23 protein-coding genes are annotated in these 21757 nt (G+C 61.6%); 10 read left to right on the top strand and 13 right to left on the bottom strand.

Going from position 1 to position 21757, the window contains the following annotated elements; all coding sequences use genetic code 11:
* Window positions 1-2: 2 nt before the first annotated feature.
* The 4 genes from E2K80_RS10765 to E2K80_RS10780 all read right to left on the bottom strand — a co-directional run bounded on the left by E2K80_RS10765 (window position 3) and on the right by E2K80_RS10780 (window position 4339).
* Entirely contained in the window at window positions 3-1214 is a 1212-nt protein-coding gene (locus E2K80_RS10765; RefSeq protein WP_210405368.1) for a cation:proton antiporter, read from the bottom strand.
* 34 nt (window positions 1215-1248) lie between these two features.
* Window positions 1249-3231: a thiamine pyrophosphate-binding protein gene (locus E2K80_RS10770; protein ID WP_135375008.1), complete on the bottom strand. Its 1983-nt coding sequence runs from the start codon at window positions 3229-3231 to the stop codon at window positions 1249-1251.
* 459 nt (window positions 3232-3690) lie between these two features.
* Complete coding sequence (locus tag E2K80_RS10775) at window positions 3691-3918, bottom strand: DUF1150 family protein (protein ID WP_135375009.1); 228 nt, start codon at window positions 3916-3918, stop codon at window positions 3691-3693.
* Window positions 3911-4339 carry an Hsp20 family protein gene (locus E2K80_RS10780; protein WP_135375010.1) on the bottom strand — a complete coding sequence of 143 codons (429 nt, stop codon included), beginning with the start codon at window positions 4337-4339 and terminating at the stop codon, window positions 3911-3913. Before E2K80_RS10780 ends, E2K80_RS10775 begins: the two co-directional genes overlap by 8 nt.
* 177 nt (window positions 4340-4516) lie before the next feature.
* On the opposite strand from E2K80_RS10780, the gene E2K80_RS10785 reads away from it, so the two are divergent.
* The 3 genes from E2K80_RS10785 (at window position 4517) to E2K80_RS10795 (ending at window position 6555) form a co-directional block, all read left to right on the top strand.
* A complete protein-coding gene (locus E2K80_RS10785; protein ID WP_135375011.1) occupies window positions 4517-4735 on the top strand; it encodes a YdcH family protein in 219 nt (72 codons plus the stop codon).
* Between the two features lie 268 nt (window positions 4736-5003).
* Complete coding sequence (gene purE, locus E2K80_RS10790) at window positions 5004-5492, top strand: 5-(carboxyamino)imidazole ribonucleotide mutase (protein WP_135375012.1); 489 nt, start codon at window positions 5004-5006, stop codon at window positions 5490-5492.
* On the top strand, window positions 5485-6555 hold the full coding sequence (locus tag E2K80_RS10795) for a 5-(carboxyamino)imidazole ribonucleotide synthase (RefSeq protein ID WP_135375013.1): 1071 nt from the start codon (window positions 5485-5487) through the stop codon (window positions 6553-6555). The genes purE and E2K80_RS10795 overlap by 8 nt, the downstream gene beginning before the upstream one ends.
* A 176-nt stretch (window positions 6556-6731) precedes the next feature.
* Here E2K80_RS10795 and E2K80_RS10800 read toward each other — a convergent pair whose 3' ends face one another.
* Window positions 6732-7388, bottom strand: a complete 657-nt coding sequence (locus tag E2K80_RS10800) for an alpha/beta fold hydrolase (protein WP_238475498.1) — start codon at window positions 7386-7388, stop codon at window positions 6732-6734.
* A gap of 160 nt (window positions 7389-7548) precedes the next feature.
* Between E2K80_RS10800 and E2K80_RS10805 the strand changes: the two genes are divergently transcribed.
* Window positions 7549-7995, top strand: a complete 447-nt coding sequence (locus E2K80_RS10805; protein WP_135375014.1) for an NUDIX domain-containing protein — start codon at window positions 7549-7551, stop codon at window positions 7993-7995.
* On the opposite strand, the gene E2K80_RS10810 is transcribed toward E2K80_RS10805, so the two are convergent.
* Genes E2K80_RS10810 through E2K80_RS10820 form a run of 3 tightly spaced genes read right to left on the bottom strand, consistent with a single transcriptional unit; the run spans window position 7962 to window position 10832 of the window.
* Entirely contained in the window at window positions 7962-8837 is an 876-nt protein-coding gene (locus E2K80_RS10810) for a DMT family transporter (protein WP_135375015.1), read from the bottom strand. The genes E2K80_RS10805 and E2K80_RS10810 overlap by 34 nt on opposite strands.
* A complete protein-coding gene (locus E2K80_RS10815; protein ID WP_135375016.1) occupies window positions 8834-10000 on the bottom strand; it encodes an alpha-D-ribose 1-methylphosphonate 5-triphosphate diphosphatase in 1167 nt (388 codons plus the stop codon). Before E2K80_RS10815 ends, E2K80_RS10810 begins: the two co-directional genes overlap by 4 nt.
* Complete coding sequence (locus E2K80_RS10820; RefSeq protein WP_168193164.1) at window positions 9987-10832, bottom strand: NAD(P)-dependent oxidoreductase; 846 nt, start codon at window positions 10830-10832, stop codon at window positions 9987-9989. Before E2K80_RS10820 ends, E2K80_RS10815 begins: the two co-directional genes overlap by 14 nt.
* On the opposite strand from E2K80_RS10820, the gene E2K80_RS19125 reads away from it, so the two are divergent.
* Window positions 10831-11226: a hypothetical protein gene (locus E2K80_RS19125; protein ID WP_168193165.1), complete on the top strand. Its 396-nt coding sequence runs from the start codon at window positions 10831-10833 to the stop codon at window positions 11224-11226. The genes E2K80_RS10820 and E2K80_RS19125 overlap by 2 nt on opposite strands.
* 127 nt (window positions 11227-11353) lie before the next feature.
* Here the strand turns inward: E2K80_RS19125 and groL are convergent, their stop codons facing one another.
* Window positions 11354-12997 (bottom strand): chaperonin GroEL, encoded by a 1644-nt coding sequence (gene groL, locus E2K80_RS10830; RefSeq protein ID WP_135375019.1) that lies wholly within the window; start codon window positions 12995-12997, stop codon window positions 11354-11356.
* A 59-nt stretch (window positions 12998-13056) separates the two neighbouring features.
* Window positions 13057-13344, bottom strand: a complete 288-nt coding sequence (locus E2K80_RS10835; RefSeq protein WP_135375020.1) for a co-chaperone GroES — start codon at window positions 13342-13344, stop codon at window positions 13057-13059.
* A 301-nt stretch (window positions 13345-13645) separates the two neighbouring features.
* Here E2K80_RS10835 and E2K80_RS10840 point away from each other — a divergent pair, with 301 nt between their 5' ends.
* Both E2K80_RS10840 and E2K80_RS10845 read left to right on the top strand, forming a co-directional pair.
* Window positions 13646-14572: a manganese-dependent inorganic pyrophosphatase gene (locus E2K80_RS10840; protein WP_135375021.1), complete on the top strand. Its 927-nt coding sequence runs from the start codon at window positions 13646-13648 to the stop codon at window positions 14570-14572.
* 218 nt (window positions 14573-14790) lie between these two features.
* Window positions 14791-16749: a bifunctional 2',3'-cyclic-nucleotide 2'-phosphodiesterase/3'-nucleotidase gene (locus tag E2K80_RS10845; protein WP_135375022.1), complete on the top strand. Its 1959-nt coding sequence runs from the start codon at window positions 14791-14793 to the stop codon at window positions 16747-16749.
* 54 nt (window positions 16750-16803) lie between these two features.
* On the opposite strand, the gene E2K80_RS10850 is transcribed toward E2K80_RS10845, so the two are convergent.
* Window positions 16804-17085, bottom strand: coding sequence for a hypothetical protein (locus tag E2K80_RS10850; protein ID WP_135375023.1), 282 nt, complete (start codon window positions 17083-17085; stop codon window positions 16804-16806).
* A 69-nt stretch (window positions 17086-17154) separates the two neighbouring features.
* Entirely contained in the window at window positions 17155-17703 is a 549-nt protein-coding gene (locus tag E2K80_RS10855) for a hypothetical protein (protein ID WP_135375024.1), read from the bottom strand.
* 258 nt (window positions 17704-17961) lie between these two features.
* Here E2K80_RS10855 and E2K80_RS10860 point away from each other — a divergent pair, with 258 nt between their 5' ends.
* The 3 genes from E2K80_RS10860 (at window position 17962) to E2K80_RS10870 (ending at window position 20303) form a co-directional block, all read left to right on the top strand.
* Entirely contained in the window at window positions 17962-18693 is a 732-nt protein-coding gene (locus E2K80_RS10860) for a helix-turn-helix transcriptional regulator (RefSeq protein WP_168193166.1), read from the top strand.
* A 177-nt stretch (window positions 18694-18870) separates the two neighbouring features.
* Complete coding sequence (locus E2K80_RS10865) at window positions 18871-19743, top strand: TIGR01459 family HAD-type hydrolase (RefSeq protein WP_135375026.1); 873 nt, start codon at window positions 18871-18873, stop codon at window positions 19741-19743.
* Between the two features lie 116 nt (window positions 19744-19859).
* A complete protein-coding gene (locus tag E2K80_RS10870; protein ID WP_135376578.1) occupies window positions 19860-20303 on the top strand; it encodes a MaoC family dehydratase in 444 nt (147 codons plus the stop codon).
* Here E2K80_RS10870 and cysG read toward each other — a convergent pair.
* Window positions 20286-21746, bottom strand: a complete 1461-nt coding sequence (gene cysG, locus E2K80_RS10875) for a siroheme synthase CysG (RefSeq protein ID WP_135375027.1) — start codon at window positions 21744-21746, stop codon at window positions 20286-20288. The genes E2K80_RS10870 and cysG overlap by 18 nt on opposite strands.
* Window positions 21747-21757: the final 11 nt, after the last annotated feature.

Genomic DNA, 21757 nt, shown 5'->3' on the forward strand with positions numbered 1-21757 from the left:
TTTTATACGTCTTTTTGCAATCCCGATACCCGCCCGATCCATCTTGCGGCAGGCGCGGCGGACACGCCATGCAGAACCGCGCTGATCAGAACCGCGGTGAAGGCGATCAGCAAAATCTCATCCCCGTGGGTCAGCCCGTCAAAATCATGCAACACCAGAAGCGCGAACAGCGCCGTGGCAAGACCGCGCGGACCGAACCAACCCATGAAAAGCTTTTCACCCGGCTCGGCCCCGCTGCCCGTGAGGGAAAGCCAGATCGCCAGCGGGCGGGCGACAAACAGGCTGGTGACGATCAGCCCGATCCAGACCGGGTCCACAGCCATCAGCCGGTCCATCGAAAATGTCAGCCCGATGGTCAGAAAGGCCAGAAGAACCAGCATCTGACCCTCGGTTTCCATGAATTCCAGAAGGAACGGGTGGCGTTCGCCCAGAACCATGCCAAAGGCCAGACCCGCCACAAAAGTTGCAAGAAACCCGTTGCCGCCCAGCTCGGCACTCAGCAGATAGGCCAGCCCGGCCAGCGCCAGAACGCCGATCCCCTCATAGAGATCATTGCTGTATCCGGTGGAGGAGGCTTTTTTGATAAACCAGCCACCTCCGGCCCCGACCAATGCTCCGGTCAGAACACCCAGCCCGACCTGCTCCATCGCGAAGACAACCCAGCTTGTCTGCACATTGTCGTGGAGCCCCGCAACCGCCAGGCATCCGAACAGCAATATCGCCGGCAGCGCCAGACCGTCATTCAGCCCGCTTTCCATGGTAATCGCCGTCCGAATACGCTCGGGCACGGCAGTATTGCTGATCACCGCCTGACCAAGGGCCGCATCGGTCGGCGCCAGAATGGCCGCCAGCAGCGCGACCTCCCACAGGGGCCAGTCAGGCAGCAGCGGGCGGGCGATCAGATAGCCGATCAGGATCATCAGCGGCAGCCCCAGAACCAGCATCCGCCCGGCACGGGTGACCCCGGCCCTGTCGCCGCGTTTCAGCCGCATCATCGCCGCGTCGGTGAACAGCACGATCACCAGCGTGATTTCGGCCAGAGGATGCAGCAAATCCTGAAGCTGCTGCATCTCGGGCGCGTCGACAAACAGCGTGGCCACCAGCCCCATGCCCAGAAACACCATCGGCGCGGTCACCACGCCCTCAGCCAGACGGCGCGCCATCAGCGCATATAGAAAGGTCAAAGCCGACAGGGCCAGCAGCGCAACAGTCACCCGTCCTCCCCCGCATCCTGTGGCCAGATACGCATCAGACCAGTTCCATATCGGTCATGATCTCCACCAGGGCGGGCCCGTCATAGGCAAGCGCCTCTGCAATCGCGGCAGGGATCTGATCTGCCTTGGTCACCTTGGCCCCGTGCCCGCCGCACAGCCGGGCAAAGGCCGCGAATGAGGGGTTGATCAGATCGGTCTGCCAGGCCGCGAAATGGCCCGCGCGCTGTTCCTTGGTGATCTTCCCAAGCTGGCCGTTATTCAGCAAAATATGGGTGATGTTCATCCGGTATTTTACCGCCGTGGTGAATTCCATTGCATATTGGCCAAACCCGCCATCGCCCGAGATCGAGATGACCGGCCGCCCGGCATATTCCGGGTCCTCCTGCGTGGCGGCCCAGGCCCCCATCGCCGCAGGGAAGGAAAACCCGATGGAGCCCAGATACCCCGACATCAGCACCCGCTGGCCCTTGGTCTCGAAATAGCGTCCAAAGGAATAGGTGTTGTTGCCCACATCCACGGCAATCACCGCATTCGCGGGGCAGAGATCGGACAGATGCCGGAAGATCACCGCCGATCCCAGCCCCTTGCCCGCGTCATCGCTGACCCGGCTCTGTTTTTCCTCCCGCCAGATGGCCCAGCGCTCCGCGATTCCGGCGGCATGATCCTCGGCCTCCGCATGGCGGGTCAGCCCGGTCTGCACCGCATCGCAGAACGCCCCGATTTCCCCCCAGACCGGCAGGGTGACGGGATGGAACTTGCCCAGCTGCGCCTGCTCGAAATCCACCTGGATGATCGTTTTTCCCGGTTCGATCCCGGTGTGATTGGCGAAAGACGACCCAAGGGTCAGCACCAGATCGGCCTCATTCATGAACCAGCTGGCAATCGGCGTGCCCGAGCGGCCCAGAACACCTGCTGCATAGGGGTGATCATCGGGGATCAGCCCCTTGCCCTTGAAGGTGGTCACAGCGGGCGCTTTCAACGCCTCGATCAGCGGCATCACCTTGTCCATGCTGTCAACCGCCCCATGGCCGATGACGATGAAGGGCCGTTTGGCCGCTGCGATCATCGCGCGCGCACGGTCCAGCTCGCTATCGGCGGGGATCACCACCGGCAGGGCCATGCGCCCCTCCGGCCCTTTTGCGGGCGCGTCCGAGGGGATGGTCTGCACATCATCGGGGAAGACCAGATGCGCAACATCGCGTTCGATGATCGCCGATTTGCAGGCCAGAGAGGCCAATTCGCTGTGCTGTGAACTGGTCAGCACGGGCTGCGAAAACTTCGCAACCGGCGCAAAGGCCGCCAGCAGATCAATATCCTGAAACGCCCCGGGGCCGAACACCTGTGTCTGCACCTGACCGGTCAGCGCCAGAACCGGCGCGCGGTCCACTTTTGCGTCCCACATGCCGGTCATCAGATTTGTGGCCCCCGGCCCGGCAATGGTCAGACAGGCGGCAGGTTTGCCGGTCAGCTTGCCATAGCCCGAGGCCGCAAACCCCGCCGCCCCTTCATGGCGGACACCGATATAGCGCATCTTTCCATCCGCAGTCTGCCGCCGGATCGCATCGGCCAGACCCAGATTGGAATGGCCCACCATGCCAAAGACCGCCCGGATACCCCAGTTCGAGAATGTCTCGGCCATCACATCGGTGACGGTCCGCTGATGTGGCGGCTCGGGCGCCAGCCCGACCAGAACATCCCCATCCTCAACCCGGACCGGAAAGATCGCCTGGCCCGTATCCTCATGCCCGCCGGGAGGCGCGCCGGTGACCGGGTCAAAATCCCACCCGTGCCAGGGGCATCTGATCCAGCAGGCGCCATCGACACCCTTCTCGATAGACCCTTCACCCAGGGGGCCACCCTGATGCGGGCAGTGATTGTCCATCGCGGCCCATTGACCGTCAAAATGGACAAGACAGATCGAACTTGTCCGCGCCGTCACCGTCATCACCCGGCCTTCCGGCAATTGTTTGGCTTCGGCGACCTTGATCCAGTCCAGATCCGTAGCTGTATCGTTCATATATGTCTCTCTTTGCTGTCGACCCCGGATATGTCTCAAGGCAGACATCTGGCAAATATAACGACTTCAAAAAAATACGCGCGCTGCCATCCCTCAAATCCCCTGACCGGAACATTAGGGATCGGCTGTATGTGCAGAAACTCACTTCATCTCAAGAATTTGTCAGGGACTGTGATGACACATCAGGGCCGGTGTCCCTGTCAACCGGGCACATAGGGGTATCACAGGCGTTACACTTTACTAGGGCGAAATCGTTTTATTCTGCACCACCGCTCATCAAAATTCGCGTTCTATAGCGTTTCGACTTACTGTTGAAACGCATTGGATCAACAGTTTGCTGACCCGGAGGCAGCGAATTTTGATTCAGATTAAATGAAGACGCCCCCTGAACCCGATCACAAGGAAAGGACGCCCGTCACAGGCGCCCCTTCCCCACACACACCTCGTGTGTCGCCCGTGTCAGTGCACGCTGACCGGCGTCATATCGTTCTGCCTTGCGACCATAAAGGCCAGCTTGCGGTCCTTGACCAGCGCCAGTTGTTCGCCTGTCTCGCTGCCGATCGCGTAAAGCTCCTCCAGACCCTTGGCCTGTTTGCGCACATCGCGCGGCAAATCCGCGACCGCAACCTTGCGGATATAAACAATCGGCTGTCCTTCGGTTTGGGCAGCTTCATTTTGTTCAAACATTGCTCTGACCTCCGGTTTTGATTTCAATTGTCTGTACAATACTGTCGGGCATCACGCGCGCCAGATCCACATGCAGCAGCCCATGCTCCATCAGGGCACCTGCAACCTCGACCCCTTCTGCCAGCACGAAACTGCGCTGGAACTGCCGTGCCGCAATGCCCCGGTGCAGGAACATCCGGTCGCTGTTCTCTTCGGCCTGACGACCCCGGACCATCAACTGACGGTCTTCAACGGTGATCGACAAATCCTCTTCGGCGAACCCGGCCACAGCCAGCGTAATGCGATAGGCGTTTTCGCCCTTTTGTTCTATATTATAGGGTGGATAACCGTCATTGCCGGATTTCGCGGTGCGCTCCACCAGCCGCTCCAGCTGATCAAAGCCCAGTAAAAACGGGTGTGATCCAAGGGTCAGTTTCGTCATTCGGCACATCCTTAGCATTCAAGCGATCTGCAGGGTCGGGCCCCGCATTCGGCAGCCCTGTTGCAATAAATATGGGGGACCGGGCACAGACCTGCAAGGGCAGGACCGCTTTGCCTCACGGGCATTTGTGGGTATCGTTAGCGGCTCTAACCGACGAATCCCCATCAAGGCCGGCCCATGAACGCCCCCACCGAGATGACCCATGAAGATGTGCTGCGGGTGAAGCTTGAAGTGCTGCGCCGCGAACATCGTGATCTGGATGAGGCGATTGCCGCCCTGGCGGACCGCACCATGCCGGATCAGTTGACACTGAAACGGCTGAAAAAGCAGAAACTATCCCTGAAAGACCGGATTGCCCGGATCGAGGATGAACTGACCCCCGACATCATTGCCTAAAGCACCCTGCCTTAAACTTGAATCACAAATACCCTGCCACGCTTCGCGTTCTCGGGACATTTGTGATGCGCGATGTCTCAGGTTTAAGGCAGCATGCTGTAGCCCGCCCGTCCGGCTAAAGCAGAAATCGTTTAATCTGACACAAAATTCCCTGCCTCCGGGTCAGCAAGATGCTGATCTCGAACGAGAATTTCGATGATTGATATTGCGGAATAAAACGATTTCGCTCTATAGTGCGCGCTCTGATCCGCCGAAGGGGCCACAGATCATGGATAAAATCGAGGTCGGCATCATCATGGGCAGCCAGTCTGACTGGCCCACGATGCAGCAAGCCGCCGATATGCTGGATGCACTTGATGTGGCCTATGAAACCCGCATCGTCTCGGCCCACCGCACGCCTGACCGGCTGTGGGAATATGGCAAAACCGCCGTCGAACGCGGGCTGAAAGTGATCATCGCAGGCGCAGGCGGGGCGGCCCATCTGCCCGGCATGATGGCCTCGAAAACCCGGGTGCCGGTGATCGGCGTGCCGGTCCAGACCAAGGCGCTGTCCGGGGTCGACAGCCTCTATTCCATCCTGCAGATGCCCCGCGGCTACCCGGTCGCCACCATGGCCATCGGTGCCACGGGTGCTGCCAATGCCGGTCTGATGGCCGCCGCCATTCTGGCCGTCTCCGATCCCGCTCTTGGCAGACGCCTCGACACATGGCGCGCCGATCTTTCCGCTTCGATCCCCGAGGGACCGCAGGATGACTGACCCGCTCCCGCAAGGCAACACCATCGGCATCCTTGGCGGCGGGCAACTGGGCCGGATGCTGGCCATGGCCGCCGCGCGGCTTGGGTACAAGACCCATATCTATGAGCCCGGCGCCGCCCCCGCCGCCGATGCCGCCGCCGCCTGGACCCAGGCCCCCTATAGCGATCATGACGCGCTGCGCGCCTTCGCCGCGGCGTGTGATCTGATCAGTTTCGAGTTTGAAAACATCCCCGCCGCAGCCCTTGATATCCTCTCAGGCAACACGCCGCTCTTTCCCGATCGCCGCGCGCTGGAGATCAGCCAGGATCGTCTGACCGAGAAAAGCTTTCTCACGGATCTGGGCCTTTCCACCGCCCCCTTTGCCCCGATCGACAACGCCGCCGATCTTGCCGCCGCGCTGGCCGTCACCGGCACCCCCGCGATCCTCAAAACCCGCCGTTTCGGCTATGATGGCAAAGGGCAGGCCCGCATCGCCAGCCCCGATGATGCGCAAGCCGCGCTGGACGATCTGCAAGGCGCCCCCGCCATTGCCGAAGGGTTTGTCTCCTTCACCCGGGAGATTTCCGTCATCGCCGCGCGCGGCCGCGATGGCAGCGTGGCCGCCTATGACCCGGGCGAAAACCACCATGAAAACGGCATTCTCGCCACCACCACTGTGCCTGCATCACTCCCTGCAAACGTCAAAACCGACGCGATCCTGATCGCCTCGCGCATCCTCACTGCACTGGACTATACGGGTATTCTGGGGGTGGAGCTTTTCGTCACCCCAAAGGGCCTTATCGTCAATGAAATCGCACCACGGGTGCATAATTCCGGCCATTGGACCCAGGCCGGCTGCGCCGTTGACCAGTTCGAACAGCATATCCGCGCAATCACCGGCTGGCCCCTGGGCGATGGCAGCCGCCACGCCAATGTCCTCATGGAAAACCTGATCGGCACAGAAATCGACAGCGCCCCGGCCCATGCCGCCACACCCGGCACCCAGATCCATCTCTATGGCAAGACCGATACCCGCGAAGGCCGCAAAATGGGCCATATCAACCGCATCACCGGCCCCGCCTGATCCGGCCCCCCTTCTCTGTCTCTACCCGCCTTCTCTATCTCCAAAATACTTCCGCCGGAGGCATCCCAGGCCGACACCCCGCGCCCGCATATCCAACCTGCAAACCAAACCCCGCCACACCGCCCGTGGCAACGCGCCCCGACAAGGGCCCCGCAGGGGCGCCCGCCCCGATCCGTTCACTCAACCAGCTCTTCAATCGCGTCAAAGAAATCCATCTCGTGATCAAAGGCCCCGGTATCCAGAAACGTAACGACCTCGGCGATCACCAAAGGGTTGTTCATCATGAATGTATGGGTCACCGGCAAAACGATGTGATCCGACATGCCCTCCACCCGCGTGCTGTCCACCGCAACCTTGCCGTCATCCGCCCCTTCGATCAGCGCGGAATAAACCGGGTTCAACGTCCGGTCCCCGGCGATCACGCCCAGATCGAAATCCACCGGCGGCAGGCGATGGGGCAAATCCTCATCACCGGTGCCCAGTTCCAGTCCCGAGGGCCCGTTCAACCATTCAAACGGCTCCAGCTGGCCCAGCACATCCACCAGTTCCGAGCCGCCATTGGGCGGCGCCAGCATCACCACCCGGCCTATCCGCTCCGGCCGGTATTGCGACATCCAGTAACGCAGCAGAATGCCGCCCATGGAATGGGTCACGAAATGCACATCCTCCGCCCCGCAGCGCGCCATGGCCGGCAGGATCGTCATCGGGGCCAGTTCGGCGATCGAGGCCCGGGTGGACGGGTAATTCTGGTTCACCACGCGATAGCCCGCCGCCTCCAGCGCCTCTTCCATCACCGCCAGAGAACCCGCGCGCCGCGCCAATCCATGCAGCATCACCACACACTCCGCCTGTGCCGGGGGGCAGGCAGCATGATCAGGATCAAAATCGCAAATACGGCACGCATATCCCCAATGTAGGGTGGCAGGACCCGTCCTGCGAGGGCAGATATCCTGCCCTTGCATCGCCGTCTCGTCACAGGGCACCATCGCGCCCATGTCCACCCGCCGCCCCCGTCTTGCCGTCCGTGGCCTCCTGCTGCTGGAAAACCGCCTGCTTCTGGTCAATGCTTGGCCGGGCCAGAGCGATCTGTGGTGCGCACCCGGCGGCGGGGTCGAGCCGGGCACCTCCCTGCCCGCCAATCTGATCCGCGAATTTCACGAGGAAACCGGGCTGACCGTCACCGTCGGCGCCCCCTGTCTGATCAATGAATTCCACGATCCCGAAGGCGATTTCCATCAGGTTGATCTCTATTTCCACGTCTATCATCAGGCCGGTCAGCTATCCGACGGCTGGGCTGACCCCGAAGGCGTGGTCAGCCATCGCATTCTGGTCACACGGGACGAGTTGACCGGATTGCGGGTAAAACCCGACAGCCTTGCCCAAGCCGCATGGGGTGACAGCCTGCTTTACGACCCGCTGGAGCCGATCCTGCGCGCATAAAGCCCATAGGCGATGCCGCCCAGAACCAGCGCACTGGCCCCGATCAGCCGCCAGGTCACCTCTTCACCCAGCAACAGAACACCGCCCGCGATGGCAATCACCGGCACGGTCAGCTGCACCAGCCCGCCGATCGAGGCGCCAAGGCGCGGCAGGACGCTGTACCACAGCGCATAGCCAAGCCCCGAGGTGATCGCCCCCGCCAGAACAGCCAGGGCGATGCCGATGGCCGTCATCGCCCCCGTATCCGCCGGGGCAAGGCCCGACAGCAATGGCAGCGCGCAAACCGGCACTGCCAGAAGAAAATTCGCCGCCGTTTCCGCCAAAGGGTCCCGCGCCCGGCGCCCGGCCAGCGAATAGAGGCCCCAGCCAAACCCGGCCAAACCCATCGCAGTGGCCGCAATCAAAGGCACGGTCACCGCACCCGCAGGCCAGATCAGCCAAGCCAGCCCGATCAGCGCAAGCGCGGCCCCGATCCACCGGCGGGCAGGCAAATCCTCCCCCCCGATCACGCCGCCTGCAAACATGGTCACCTGCACCACCCCAAACAGGATCAGCGCCCCAAGCCCCGCATCAAGCTGCACATAGGCCACGGAAAACCCCAGCAAATACAGGCTCAATGCCAATGCCCCCAGAACCCTGCCCCATGCCAGAACCGGCAGGGGCCTGCGGGCAAGAAAGACCAGCAGGCACAATATCGCGCCCCCCGCCCCGACACGGATCAGCGAAAACTCCAGCGCACCGATATGACCGCCGCCAACCGCCAGCCGGTTCAGGATTGAATTGGCGGCAAAGGCGGTCATTGTCAGCATCGTCAGAGCAATCAGACGAAAAACGGGAGTCATGTCATCAGCCTCCCGGCCAGAGCGCCGGACAGATGGCTGAGACATCCGCCGGACAGGGTTGCAGCCACACGGTCCCGGGGGTCGAGGATCACCAGATCGGCCCGCAACCCGGCTGCGATCCGCCCCCTGTCATGCAGGCCCAGTACCGCCGCCGGGCGTGCCGAGATCAGCGCCCAGGCCCGGGCCAGCGGCATGCCTTCCGCCACCAGCCGCAATGCGGCCCCGGGCAGCGCGGGATAGTGATAATCCGAGGCCAGGGCCTCCACCAGCCCATCCCGCACCAGTTCGCTGGCCGAAACGGCTTTGGCATGACTGCCCCCCCGCAACATATTGGGCGCGCCCATGACCACCGCATCACCCGCCGCCGCTGCCGCCTCTGCGGCGGCGCGGGTGGTGGGGAATTCGGCCACGGCCATGCCCATATCGTGCCATCCGGCCCATTGATCTGCCGTGCTGTCATCATGGCTGCCCAGGATCACACCCATGGCCCGCAGTTCCGCCACCAATGCGGGCAGTTTTGCATGGGCCTTCTCAATCTCGCCATGAAGGCGTTCAAGCAAAGCCAGATGATCGGCGGGCGCACGACCGGATTTCAGCGCCTGGCCATCCAGCCTCGGCGGGCGTTTGCCTGTGGCCAGCTGCCGGTGCGGCAGATGATCATTCAGCACCACATACCCGATTTCATGGCGCATGATCAGCGCCTTGGCCGCATCAAACTGATCGTGACAGCCGATTTCCAGCCGCAGTTGGACACGCAGATCGCAGAGCGCCTCATACCCGTCCAGCGCCGCACAAAGCCGGGTGGCGAAATCCGGACCGCGCATGCCGCCTTCCCAACTCCAGAACTGGGCCAGAACCGCGGTGGTGATCCCGTTGGCGGCCAGTTCTGCCTCCAGCGCGACAAGCCCCGCCGCAGGATCGGTGACCGCCCCGCGCCGGGGGGCCAGATGACGTTCAAACCCGTCGCCATGGATATCCACGATACCGGGCAGAATGCGATAGCCCGAAAGGTCCACCACCCGGCCCGGGGTCTCGGTCAGATATCCCCCGGACAGGCTGAGATCGGTTCGGGTCAGGCCCGTTTCCGTCAGCACCTCCGCCCCGCGCAGCGTCAGATGCGGCAGGCAGGCGGGGTCAGGCCCAGACCGTTCAGGCGCGTGCATAGGCCGCCGCGACCAGAGCCGCCGGGTCCTGATCGCCAAGGCCGGTTGCAATCGCCGCGTTCTGCGCCGCCTCGGCCACCGCAAGCGTGGGGGTGGCGACGCCGAAATCGCGGGCGATCCGCTGGAACACCTCGTTGTCTTTCAGAATACCGGCCACCGTGAACCCGACCTGCGTATCCTCGCCCAGGATTTTGGGGATACGGGCGGTCACCATGGGCACGCCCGCAGGCCCGTTGCAGATGATCCTGATCGCGGCTTCCAGCGGCAGCCCGGCGCGTTTGGCCAGCGGCATCATCTCGCCCAGGGTGGCGAAATAGGTTTGCAGCATGGAATTGTTGATGACTTTCATGACCATCCCGGCGCCAAGCGGGCCCAGATGGGACACCCGTTCAGAAAGCGGGGCAAGGGCCACCAGCGCGCGGGCGGCGTCCGCATCGGCGCCGCCGACAAAGATGCCGCATTGGCCCGCCATGACCAGATCAGGACCGCCTGAAATGGGTGCATCCACCGCGCCTGCGCCTTTTGCGGTGATCGCCTCGATGCGTTCGGTCAGGCAGGCAGGCGCAACAGTGCTGGTCTCGACAATCAGCTTGCTGGTGAGATCAAGCTCAAGCAGGGCGTCCAGCATCTGGCTCACGGCGGCATCATCGTAAAGCGACAGGATCAGCACATCGCTGGCAGCGACCAGAGCAGCCAGATCAGGGGCCGAAGCAATACCCTCAACCCTGCGCCCGCTGCGGGTCCAGCCGGTGATATGACGGCCCTGCGCCCTGAACCGGCAGGCCATGGCGCTGCCCATGCGGCCCAATCCGATGACACCAATGCGATCCATGTTATCCTCCATCAAGATCCCGGCCTTACTGACATGGAATCCGGGATCAGGGAACCTGCCATGTTCGGAGGATCGCCAGATGACGACAGCAGAAGACCTATATACTCCTTTGGCTGCTGCATGTCTTATGGACCCAAGGGTCACTAAGGGCCGCATGCTCAAAGCCGAAGCCTTGCGCGTGGACGGCAAAAGCTTCGCCTATCTGTCAGAGACAGGGCTTGTCCTGAAGCTTCCGAAAGCGACGGTCGACAGATTGATTGCCGAGGCGCGCGGCACGGCTTTGACCGTAGGCACGAGGGTGATGAAAGAATGGGTGGTCGTTCCGCCTTCCGAAAGCGATCACTGGCAGGGCTTGATGGCCGAAGCGATGGGGTTTGTTGGCGGGGCCGGGTAACATGTGAAAAGGGCATCCCTGCGGATGCCCCTTTTTTGATGTCCGGCAGTTTCCCCTCTTGTGACAAAGGCCCCGGTCGGGGCCTTTGCACTGACGGGTCCAGGCCTGTTCGCAAAAGCGAACGGTCTTACATCATGCCGCCCATGCCGCCCATGTCGGGCATACCGCCTGCGGGGGCAGCGCCTTCCTTGGCGGGTTTCTCGGCAACCATGGCTTCGGTGGTGATCAGCAGGGATGCGACCGAGGCTGCATCTTCCAGCGCGGTCCGCACCACTTTGGCCGGGTCAATCACGCCGAACTTGAACATGTCGCCATATTCTTCGGTCTGTGCATTGAAGCCAAAGGTTGCATCATCGCTTTCGCGGATTTTGCCAGCCACAACCGAGCCGTCCACGCCGGAGTTTTCGGCGATCTGACGCAGCGGTGCTTCCAGTGCCTTGCGCACAATCGTGATCCCGGCGTTCTGATCAGAGTTTTCACCTTCCAGACCGTCAAGCGATTTGGCACCCTGCACGAGGGAGACACCACCGCCCACAACGATGCCTTCCTGTACGGCCGCGCGGGTCGCATTCAGGGCATCATCAACGCGGTCTTTACGCTCTTTCACTTCCACTTCGGTCATGCCACCGACGCGGATCACGGCAACACCGCCAGCCAGCTTGGCCACACGTTCCTGCAGTTTTTCACGGTCGTAATCCGAGGTGGTTTCCTCGATCTGCTGACGGATCTGGGCAACGCGCGCCTCGATCTCGGCTTTCTCGCCATTGCCGTCAATCACCGTGGTCTCGTCCTTGGTGATGGTCAGGCGCTTGGCGGTGCCCAGCATATCCATGGTCACGTTTTCCAGCTTCATGCCCAGATCTTCGCTGATCACCTGACCCCCGGTCAGAATGGCGATGTCCTGCAGCATGGCTTTGCGGCGATCGCCGAAACCAGGAGCTTTCACGGCTGCGATTTTCAGGCCGCCGCGCAGTTTGTTCACAACCAGAGTGGCCAGCGCTTCGCCTTCCACATCTTCGGCAATGATCAAAAGCGGTTTGCCGGACTGGATCACAGTTTCCAGAAGCGGCACCATCGGCTGCAGCGAAGACAGCTTTTTCTCGTGCAGCAGGATCAGGCAGTCTTCCAGCTCGGCAATCATCTTGTCCGGGTTGGTGACGAAATAGGGCGACAGATACCCGCGGTCGAACTGCATGCCTTCGACAACTTCGGTCTCGGTCTCAAGGCCCTTGTTCTCTTCCACGGTGATCACACCGTCATTGCCGACTTTCTGCATCGCATCGGCGATCTGACGACCGATTTCCGCTTCGCCATTGGCCGAAATGGTGCCAACCTGGGCAACTTCATCACTGTCGGCAACTTCGCGGGCCGAGCCTTTGATCTGCTCGATGACATTGGTCACGGCCATGTCGATGCCGCGCTTCAGGTCCATCGGGTTCATGCCGGCGGCAACCGATTTCAGACCCTCACGGATGATCGCCTGGGCCAGAACCGTTGCGGTGGTGGTGCCGTCGCCGGCCTCGTCATTGGTGCGGCTGGCGACTTCTTTCACCATCTGCGCGCCCATGTTTTCGAACTTGTCTTCCAGCTCGATTTCCTTGGCAACCGTCACACCGTCTTTGGTGATGCGCGGGGCACCGAAGGATTTGTCGATCACCACATTGCGGCCTTTCGGGCCGAGGGTGACTTTGACCGCATCTGCCAGCGTGTTCACGCCTTTGAGCATGCGGTTGCGGGCGTCGGTATCAAACTTGACGTCTTTAGCAGCCATGATGTGCTCCTATCAAAATATGTTTCGTAAGGTCAGCTTGGCGGGAAACCCGCAAATCCTCAGGCGATCAGGCCGAGGATGTCGCTTTCCTTCATGATCAACAGCTCTTTGCCATCGACGGTGACTTCGGTGCCCGACCATTTGCCGAACAGAATTTTATCGCCTGCCTTGACGTCCATGGCGATCCGTTCGCCATCGTCGTCCTTGGCACCTGCGCCGACGGCCACAACCAGGCCTTCTGCGGGTTTTTCCTTGGCGCTGTCGGGGATGATCAGCCCGCCAGCAGTTTTGTCGTCGCCTTCAATGCGCTCGACCAGAACACGGTCATGAAGCGGTGTGAATGCCATCTGCGAACACTCCTTCGGTTCGTTGTTTCTCCCATGGCGTTAGCACTACTCCTTGCTGAGTGCTAACGCAGCGCAGATAGGCAAAGCCTTGGCGCCTGTCAAGCAGATGGCGGTGCAGAATATTCATCTTTTTGCGCCGGGCGACCCACGGGGATGGATCACCCGCCCTGCCCCTGTGGGCAGACCCGTGCGACGCGCAAAATGACCCGGGAGGCACGAATGCGTCAGTCTTTGCACCTGACAAGCCCCCGCACAAAGGTTAAGAGGCCCGCGACATCAGACAAAGGACGGGAATCGCCCCATGACAACCCTTGTATTCGGCCATAAATCCCCCGACACCGATTCCACCGGCTCTGCCCTGATCTGGGCCTGGTATCTTTCCGAAGTGAAAGGCACAGCGGCCGAGGCCCGCCTGTTGGGCGAGCCCAATACCGAAGCTGCCTTTGTGATCGACCGCTGGTCGCTGACCAAGCCCGAAATCCTGTCGGATGTGGCCGAGGGCACGCCGGTTGTCATCGTCGATACCAATAACCCCGCTGAATTGCCCGAAGGTATCAACGCCACCGACATCACCGCGATTATCGACCACCACAAACTGGTGGGCGGGCTGGAAACAAAAGGCCCGATCGACATCACCATCCGGCCCGTGGCCTGTACTGCCACCATCATGCATGACCTGATGGGCGCGGATGTGATTGCCGGAATGCCCGACGCGATGAAGGGCGCGATGCTGTCCTGCATCCTGTCCGACACGCTGGAATTCCGGTCCCCCACCACGACGGATGAAGACCGCGCCGTGGCCGAGGCGCTGGCCAGGGATCTGGGCATCGACATCCCCGGGTATGCCGCCGAGATGTTCGCGGCGAAATCCGATGTCTCGGAGTTTTCAGATGCGGAACTGCTGCGGATGGACAGCAAGGAATACGGCGTCGGCGATAAAACCTTCCGGGTCTCCGTGCTGGAAACCACCTCGCCTGAAACGGTCCTGTCACGCAAGGCCGACCTGATGGAAACCATGCCTCTGGTGGCTCAGGAAGACGGGGTGGATCAGGTGCTGCTGTTCATCGTGGATATCCTGAACGAGGAAAGCACCATGCTGATCCCCAATGATCTGACCAAGCAACTGGCCGAGGCCAGCTTTGCCACCGCCTGCGGCGATGCGGACACCGTCGTGTTGCCCGGGGTGGTCAGCCGCAAGAAACAGATCATCCCGAACCTGACGTTTTAAGGGCACGGCTCAGACGCTGCCCGGCGGGCCTGCCGGGCAGGAACATCACACCCCTTTTCCCGCCCTGCGGGTAAACCGCGCATCACATGTCAGACATACCCGTCTTTTGGCCCCGTCTTTTGGCAAAAACCCGATCATCCGGCCATTTCGCGCATTTCCGACAAGCATCTGTCACGAAACCGGTGTTAGGCTTGGCCCATAACAGCGGAGTATGCCCCATGTCCCTTATCCTCAATCGCCGCACCTTTCTGGGTGCCACAGCCAGCTTCATTGCGGTACACCCGTTTTCGGCCCGCGCGCAGTCCAATCAGGCCCATCTGCGGATCATGGAAACAACCGATCTCCACGTGCATGTATTCCCCTATGATTACTACGGCGACCGGCCCGTCGATACTGTCGGCCTGGCCCGCACCGCCTCGCTGATCAAGGCGGTACGCGACGAATCCACCAATTCGCTTCTGCTGGATAATGGCGACTTTCTGCAAGGCAATCCGATGGGCGATTACATCGCCTATGAACGCGGCATGTCCGAAGGCGATATGCACCCGGTCATCACGGCGATGAACACGCTTGGCTTCGACGCCTCCACGCTTGGGAACCATGAATTCAACTATGGCCTGAATTTCCTGACAAACACGCTTGCGGGGGCGGGCTTCCCCGTGGTCTGCGCCAATGTGGTGCGCGAAATGGGCGCAAGCCCCACCGAAGACACCACCCTGATCCCGCCCTACACGATCATCGACCACATGCTGACCGATGGCGCGGGTGAAACCCACCCGATCCGCATCGGTCTGATCGGCTTTGTCCCGCCACAGATCATGAACTGGGATCGCGGCCATCTGGAGGGCAATGTGACCGCCCGCGACATCGTGGATACCGCGCGGGCCTATATTCCGCAGATGAGAGAGGAGGGCGCGGAACTGATCATCGCCCTGTCCCATTCCGGCATCGGGGCGGCAGATCATTCCGACGGTATGGAAAACGCCTCGATCCCGCTGGCGGCGCTGGAGGGCATTGATGCGATATTGACCGGCCATCACCATCTTGTCTTCCCCGGCCCGGATTATTCGGAAACCCCCGGCGTCGATGCCGAGGCCGGCACGATCATGGGCAAACCCGCCACCATGGGCGGGTTCTGGGGCAGCCATATGGGGCTGGTCGATCTGATGCTGGAACGCGATGGCAACGCCTGGCGTATTATATCACATATGTCCGAAGCCCGGCCCATTTCGCGGCGCGAGGAAGACCGGTCGATCACCGCCCTGGTGGAAAGCGATGCGGATGTTCTGGCCTCGGTTCAGGCCGAACATGACGCGACCCTGGCCTATATCCGCCGCCCGGTGGGCCAGACCGACGCCCCGCTTTACAGCTATTTTGCGCTGGTGGCCGATGACCCGTCAGTGCAGATCGTTTCGAACGCACAGACCTGGTATATCGAACAGATGATGGCGGGCACCCAGTATGAGGGCCTGCCGATCCTGTCTGCCGCAGCGCCCTTCAAGGCCGGTGGCCGGGGCGGGCCGGAATATTACACCGATGTGCCCGTGGGGCCGGTGGCGATCAAGAATGTCGCCGATCTCTACCTGTATCCAAACACCGTGCGCGCGGTGCTGATCACCGGGGCGCAGGTGAAGGACTGGCTTGAACGGTCCGCGGGCATGTTCAACCAGATCACCCCGGGCGGCACGGATGAGGTGCTTCTGAACCCCGATTTCCCGTCTTACAATTTCGACGTGATCGACGGGGTGGAATACCAGATCGACCTGTCGCAACCCTCGCGTTTCGACCGGGATGGCAATGTGGTTTCCGCCGATGCGAACCGGATCGTCAACCTGACCTTCAACGGTGCGCCGGTGGACCCGGATCAGCAATTCATCGTGGCCACCAATAACTACCGCGCGGGCGGCGGTGGCCATTTCCCCGGCGCCTCGGCGGAAACCACGGTGTTCGAGGGCCCCGATACCAACCGCGATGTGATCGTGCGTTATATTGTCGAACAGGACACCATTGATCCGGCGGCCGATGCCAACTGGTCTTTCGCACCGATGCCGGGCACCACGGTTCTGTTCGATACCGGACCGGCGGCCAGCGCCTATGTGGATGCGGTTGAAAGCCTGACCATCGAACCCGCAGGCGACGGCCCGGACGGGTTCGCAAGGTTCCGCATCGCTTTGTGATCGCAAAGGCGGGCGGGGCTTTCAATCGCTCCGCCCGTCCCTCGGGTATTCCGCTCAAAGCCAGCCGATCCGTTGCAAGCCCCAGAGTATGGCGGCCGTTGCACACATCACCGCAACGAACCCATCAACCCCGAACCATTCGCGGGTTTTTGCCATGAAGCCGACAAAGAAGAACATCGAAGCCGCAAACAGCAATGCGTATGTGTCTGTCTCTCCCGCGATCTTGAGGATGCAGAACAGCGCGATCGTCGCCATGGAGGTGGCAAACGGCATATGTGTTCGAATCCAGAGCATCCTTACCCGTTCCCGTTCTTCCGCATCGTTTTTCATGATCATGTCGCATCCGTTGTCTGTATAAATTCATCAAGTCAAATTCAGATATGCCAGGCCCGGCTGGCCTCTCTCTCACATTGCTTTGAACCGGCGCTCTGATGGCATGTGCTGCTTCAGAAGCCACTCGTTGATCTTTACGGCCATACGCTCCGGGCCAGCTCCGGACTGGTAATATGGTTTGATCGGCACCGGGTCATGACCGTCGGTGAATTCAAGGACGGCGCGGCTGGTGCGCCCACCGGATGAGGAAAAACTGTGCTGAATCCCCGCCCCGACGAGGCTTTTCAGCGGATATTCATTCATGTCGCACCCCCAAACCTCATGCCGTTCCAGGGTGACAAGCCTTGTGTCATGATCACATGTCAGCCGCCGCGTCTTGACCAGGAACACCAGGGCCATCAAGGGAAATATAGCCGAAGCCGTAATGGCCCATTGTGCAATAACCCACCCGTCCTGCCCGGCATTGCCGGTCACCGGCCCGGTCGAGATCAACGTGAAGATTGGCTGGAACAGAAGCCCCAGACCAAGAAAGGTCACAAACAGGCCGATACATATGATACGCAGCACGACCGGGTTTTCCTCGATCACCAGACGGGTTGGGGCGTCTTCCAATATCTTCATCGGGCCTCACGTTGCCATAATGTGGCGGGCTTTATTGATCCGTATGTCTCTGCCTGGCCTGGCTGATCCTCGCCAATATGGCCGCTGTAAATGTCAGCGCCTTTTCAGAGGCAAAGAGGGATGCGAACATCTGGCGGCTCAGGCTTCAACGGGCTTCGGTTTTGGTCATCCTCTTCAAGAGGATCGAATGGGCCATGTTTGTGCAATATGGCGATTTCCATATATTGTTTTGGTCCGTGGGCGCAGATAGAGGGCGATATGAACGAAGGGCTGCAGGCTTTCGCGACCGATCTTTCCCGGCTCACCAGCGTTGAGGCGGTATGGTCCAGCATGTCCGCCCATGCCGAGGAACACGGCTTTCCCTTTTGCACAATAACCATGGCGCGGCGCGATGCCGGGCTGCATTCCTCACGCTTCATGTCGAACGCGCCCGGGGAGTTTCGGGAAAATTACTGCACCGGCGGCCTGATCAGGGACGATCCGTTTCTCACCCTGATCTGCCGAAACATGGCGGCGGCTGCGGTCATCACAGACCCAGGCCGGTTTCCCGGGATCGACGGGCGGCAGGCTGACTTTCTGGAAGTGACACGCGCCCTTGGGGTCACACATGCGATCTGCGTTCCGGTCAGCACCAGCGCACAGGCCGAATTCGGCGGCTGGGTGATCGGCGGAACGGAAGATGAGGCCAGTTTCAAAAGGTATTACGACATTGCCGGGGCCGAGTTGCAGCTGGCCGGTCTGCTGGCGTTCGAGCGAATATCGGCCATCACCCATCTGAAACATGAGGCAGGCGCCTGTCTGAGCCCGCGCGAACGCGAATGCCTGCTGTGGCTCAGCGCCGGGCTGCGGGTCGCCATGATTGCAACCCGGTTGGGCATTTCGGAATCGGCGGTTACGCTTTACATTCTGAACGCCCGCCGGAAGCTGGGGGCGAAAACGCGCGAACAGGCCGTCGCCCGGGCGATCCTCAGCGGTGAAATCCAACCCTGAAATGTGAGGGATCAGGGGGCGAAACGATCCGGCCAGCGGGCGGCACGCCTTTGACAGCCCCCAAGGGCTCTTCCCGCGCCAATGCTCCAACAGGCGGCAAACATCCATGGGGGCTGGCCCCGTCTGGCCGAACATCCTAAGCAGGGTGCGACATATCCGTTTCAGACCAAGGCCCCCATGACCCAGATCATTCCCAATCTCGCCGAGATATCTTCCCGCTATGATGCGCTGTTCTGCGACCTCTGGGGCTGCGTGCATGATGGCATCCGCGCCTTCCCCGAGGCTGTTGCCGCCTTGCGGGCCTATCGCGCAGAAGGCGGCACCGTGGTTCTGCTGACCAACGCGCCACGCCCCCGCGCAGGCGTTGAAACGCAGATCGGCAAACTGGGTATCCCGGGTGACGCATGGGACGTGATTGCCACCTCGGGTGACAGCGCGCGCGCGGCCATGCTGCGCGGTGTGGTCGGCCAGAATCTCTATTTCATTGGCGAAGATCGCGATCAGACCTTCTTTGCCCCGATGGAAATGATCGAGGATGCGGTTGAGATTTCCCAGGTGCCGCTCTCCGAGGCGGAGGGCATCGTCTGCACCGGGCCGTTTGACCCGCTGGCCGATCCTGCCACCTATCGCGCCGATTTCCTCGATGCCAAGACACGCGGCCTGAAACTGCTTTGTGCCAATCCCGATATCGTTGTCGACCGGGGCGACAGCCGGGAATGGTGTGCAGGTGCGCTGGCCGCGCTTTACACTGAAATGGGCGGTGAAAGCCTCTATTTCGGCAAGCCACACCCACCGATCTACGATCTTGCCCGCGCCCGGTTGCGACAGATCGGCAAACCCACCCCGGATGACCGCATTCTGGCCATTGGCGACGGTATCCGCACCGATATCGAGGGGGGAATGGGCGAGAATATCGACACGCTTTTCATCACCGGCGGTCTGGCACGGGCCGAAACCGGCACCGACAGCCAGCCAACGCCCGCAGCGCTGGCGGCTTTTCTGGAAGAGGCAAAGATGTCTCCGACCTATTCCATCGGCTTCCTGCGGTAATCACGAAGCAATAAAATTACAATACACATGCGCAATACAGGTATTTTATTACTTCTACATTGCGACATGACGTGAATCGAGCTATGTCCCGTCAGATGATGGATGGGACAGAAGACATGCTTGACAACATGCCCCGCGGCACGATCTGCATCGAAGATATCGAGATTGGAATGACCCGGCATCTGACCAAGCTGGTCACAGATCGCGACATCGCGCTTTTTGCCGAGGTTTCAACGGATTGTAACCCGGTTCATCTGGATGAGGACTATGCCAGAGACACGATTTTCGAAGGCCGCATTGCCCATGGCATGCTGACCGCCGGTCTGATTTCAGCGGTGATCGGGGAACAATTGCCGGGCCATGGCACCGTCTATCTGGGCCAGACATTGCGGTTCATGGCCCCTGTCCGTCCGGGCGACCGGGTGCGTGCAGAGGTTGCGGTCACACAGATTGATATCGCCAAACGCCGCGTCACGATGGACACCCATTGCGCCGTCGATGGCAAGATCGTGCTGAAAGGGGAGGCCGTAGTGCTGGCCCCGTCACGCAAGTTCGACTGAGGCCCGGCGGCGGTCAACGCCCGGGCAGGCCTCAACATGAGGCTCCGGCGCAGGATCGGCGCGCCGTTTGTTCCCCTGCACCGCCATCTCTGCGGGCCAGCGCACCAGAATTGTGGCGCAGCCCTCAACCGCCCAGTGCCTCATCTGCGCCCCAAGCTCTGCCAGGGCGCAGGACAGGCGCTGCTCGGATGGTTTCGACACATCCACCGCGACCATGACCGGGGCGTCGGGCGGCATGCCCAGCGCCATCAGATCCCGGCTGATACGGTCGGCCTGACGGGTCGACATATAGAAGGCCAGAGTCGTGCCCGGCCCCGCATGGCGGGCAGAGTCGGGCAGCGGGGCGCCTGCCCGCGCCATGCCCGTGCTCAGGATCAGCGTATCGGTCACGCCCCGTTCGGTCAGCGAGACCCCGGCGCTTGCGGCCGCCGCGCAGGCGGCGGTGACACCCGGTATAATCTCAACCCTGACACCGGCGGTCCCGGCGGCTGCAATCTCTTCACCCGCGCGGCCAAACACGCCGGGATCACCCGATTTCAGGCGCACCACACGGCGGCCCTTGCGCGCCTCGGCCACGATCAGGGCGTTGATCCTGTCCTGTGGCCAGGCATTGGCCCCCACCACTTTGCCCACGAACACCCGTTCCGCATCACGCCGGGCCAGTTCCAGCACCTCTGCATCCACCAGACGGTCATAAAAGATCACATCCGCTTCCTGCAGCCGGTCCACCGCCCGCAGGGTCAGCAGGTCCCGGGCCCCGGGCCCGGCGCCCACAAGGGAAATCAGACCGCTATCCTCCGGCTGATCCGGTGCGCCCCCGGCTGCGATGGCCTGTTTGATGCTTTCTGCCGCCGCCCGTTCATGGCCCCGGGTCCAGTCCTGTCGGGGCGTCGCGGAAAAGACCCAGCGCCAGAACCCGCGCCGCGCCTCTTTCGGAACCCGCGCCGCCACGCTGACGCGCAACCGCCCGGCCAGGGCCGCCAGCCCGCCCAGATTGGGCGGCAGCATCTGTTCGACCCCGGTCTTGATCTGGCGGGCCAGCACCGGGGCGGTGCCTTCGGTGCCGATGGCCACCACAACCGGGTCACGATCCACCAGCGAGGGGGTGGTGATGTCGCAAAGCCCGGGCTGGTCCACCACATTGACCGGGCAGCGGGCCTGTTTTGCAAGCGCATATGCACAGGCATCCGTAGCCGGGCAGCCCGTTGCCACAAAACACATCGCCGCGTCTTCGAAAAAGCCTGCGTCAATCGCCCCCTGATGCCAGATGGCTCGATCTGCGGCCACGATCCCCTCAAGCTCGACGTCAAGCGAGGGCGCGGCCAGCACAATTTGCGCGTCGGTTTTCAGGATCAGCCGCGCTTTTTGCGCCGCCTGTTCGGCCCCGCCGACAATCACCACACGGCGCCCCGTGGTGCGGATGAACATGGGGAAACTTTTCATCTGTCTTCCCT

It is taken from the genome of Rhodophyticola sp. CCM32 (genome assembly GCF_004751985.1).
In the GTDB taxonomy this organism is placed as follows: domain Bacteria; phylum Pseudomonadota; class Alphaproteobacteria; order Rhodobacterales; family Rhodobacteraceae; genus Rhodophyticola.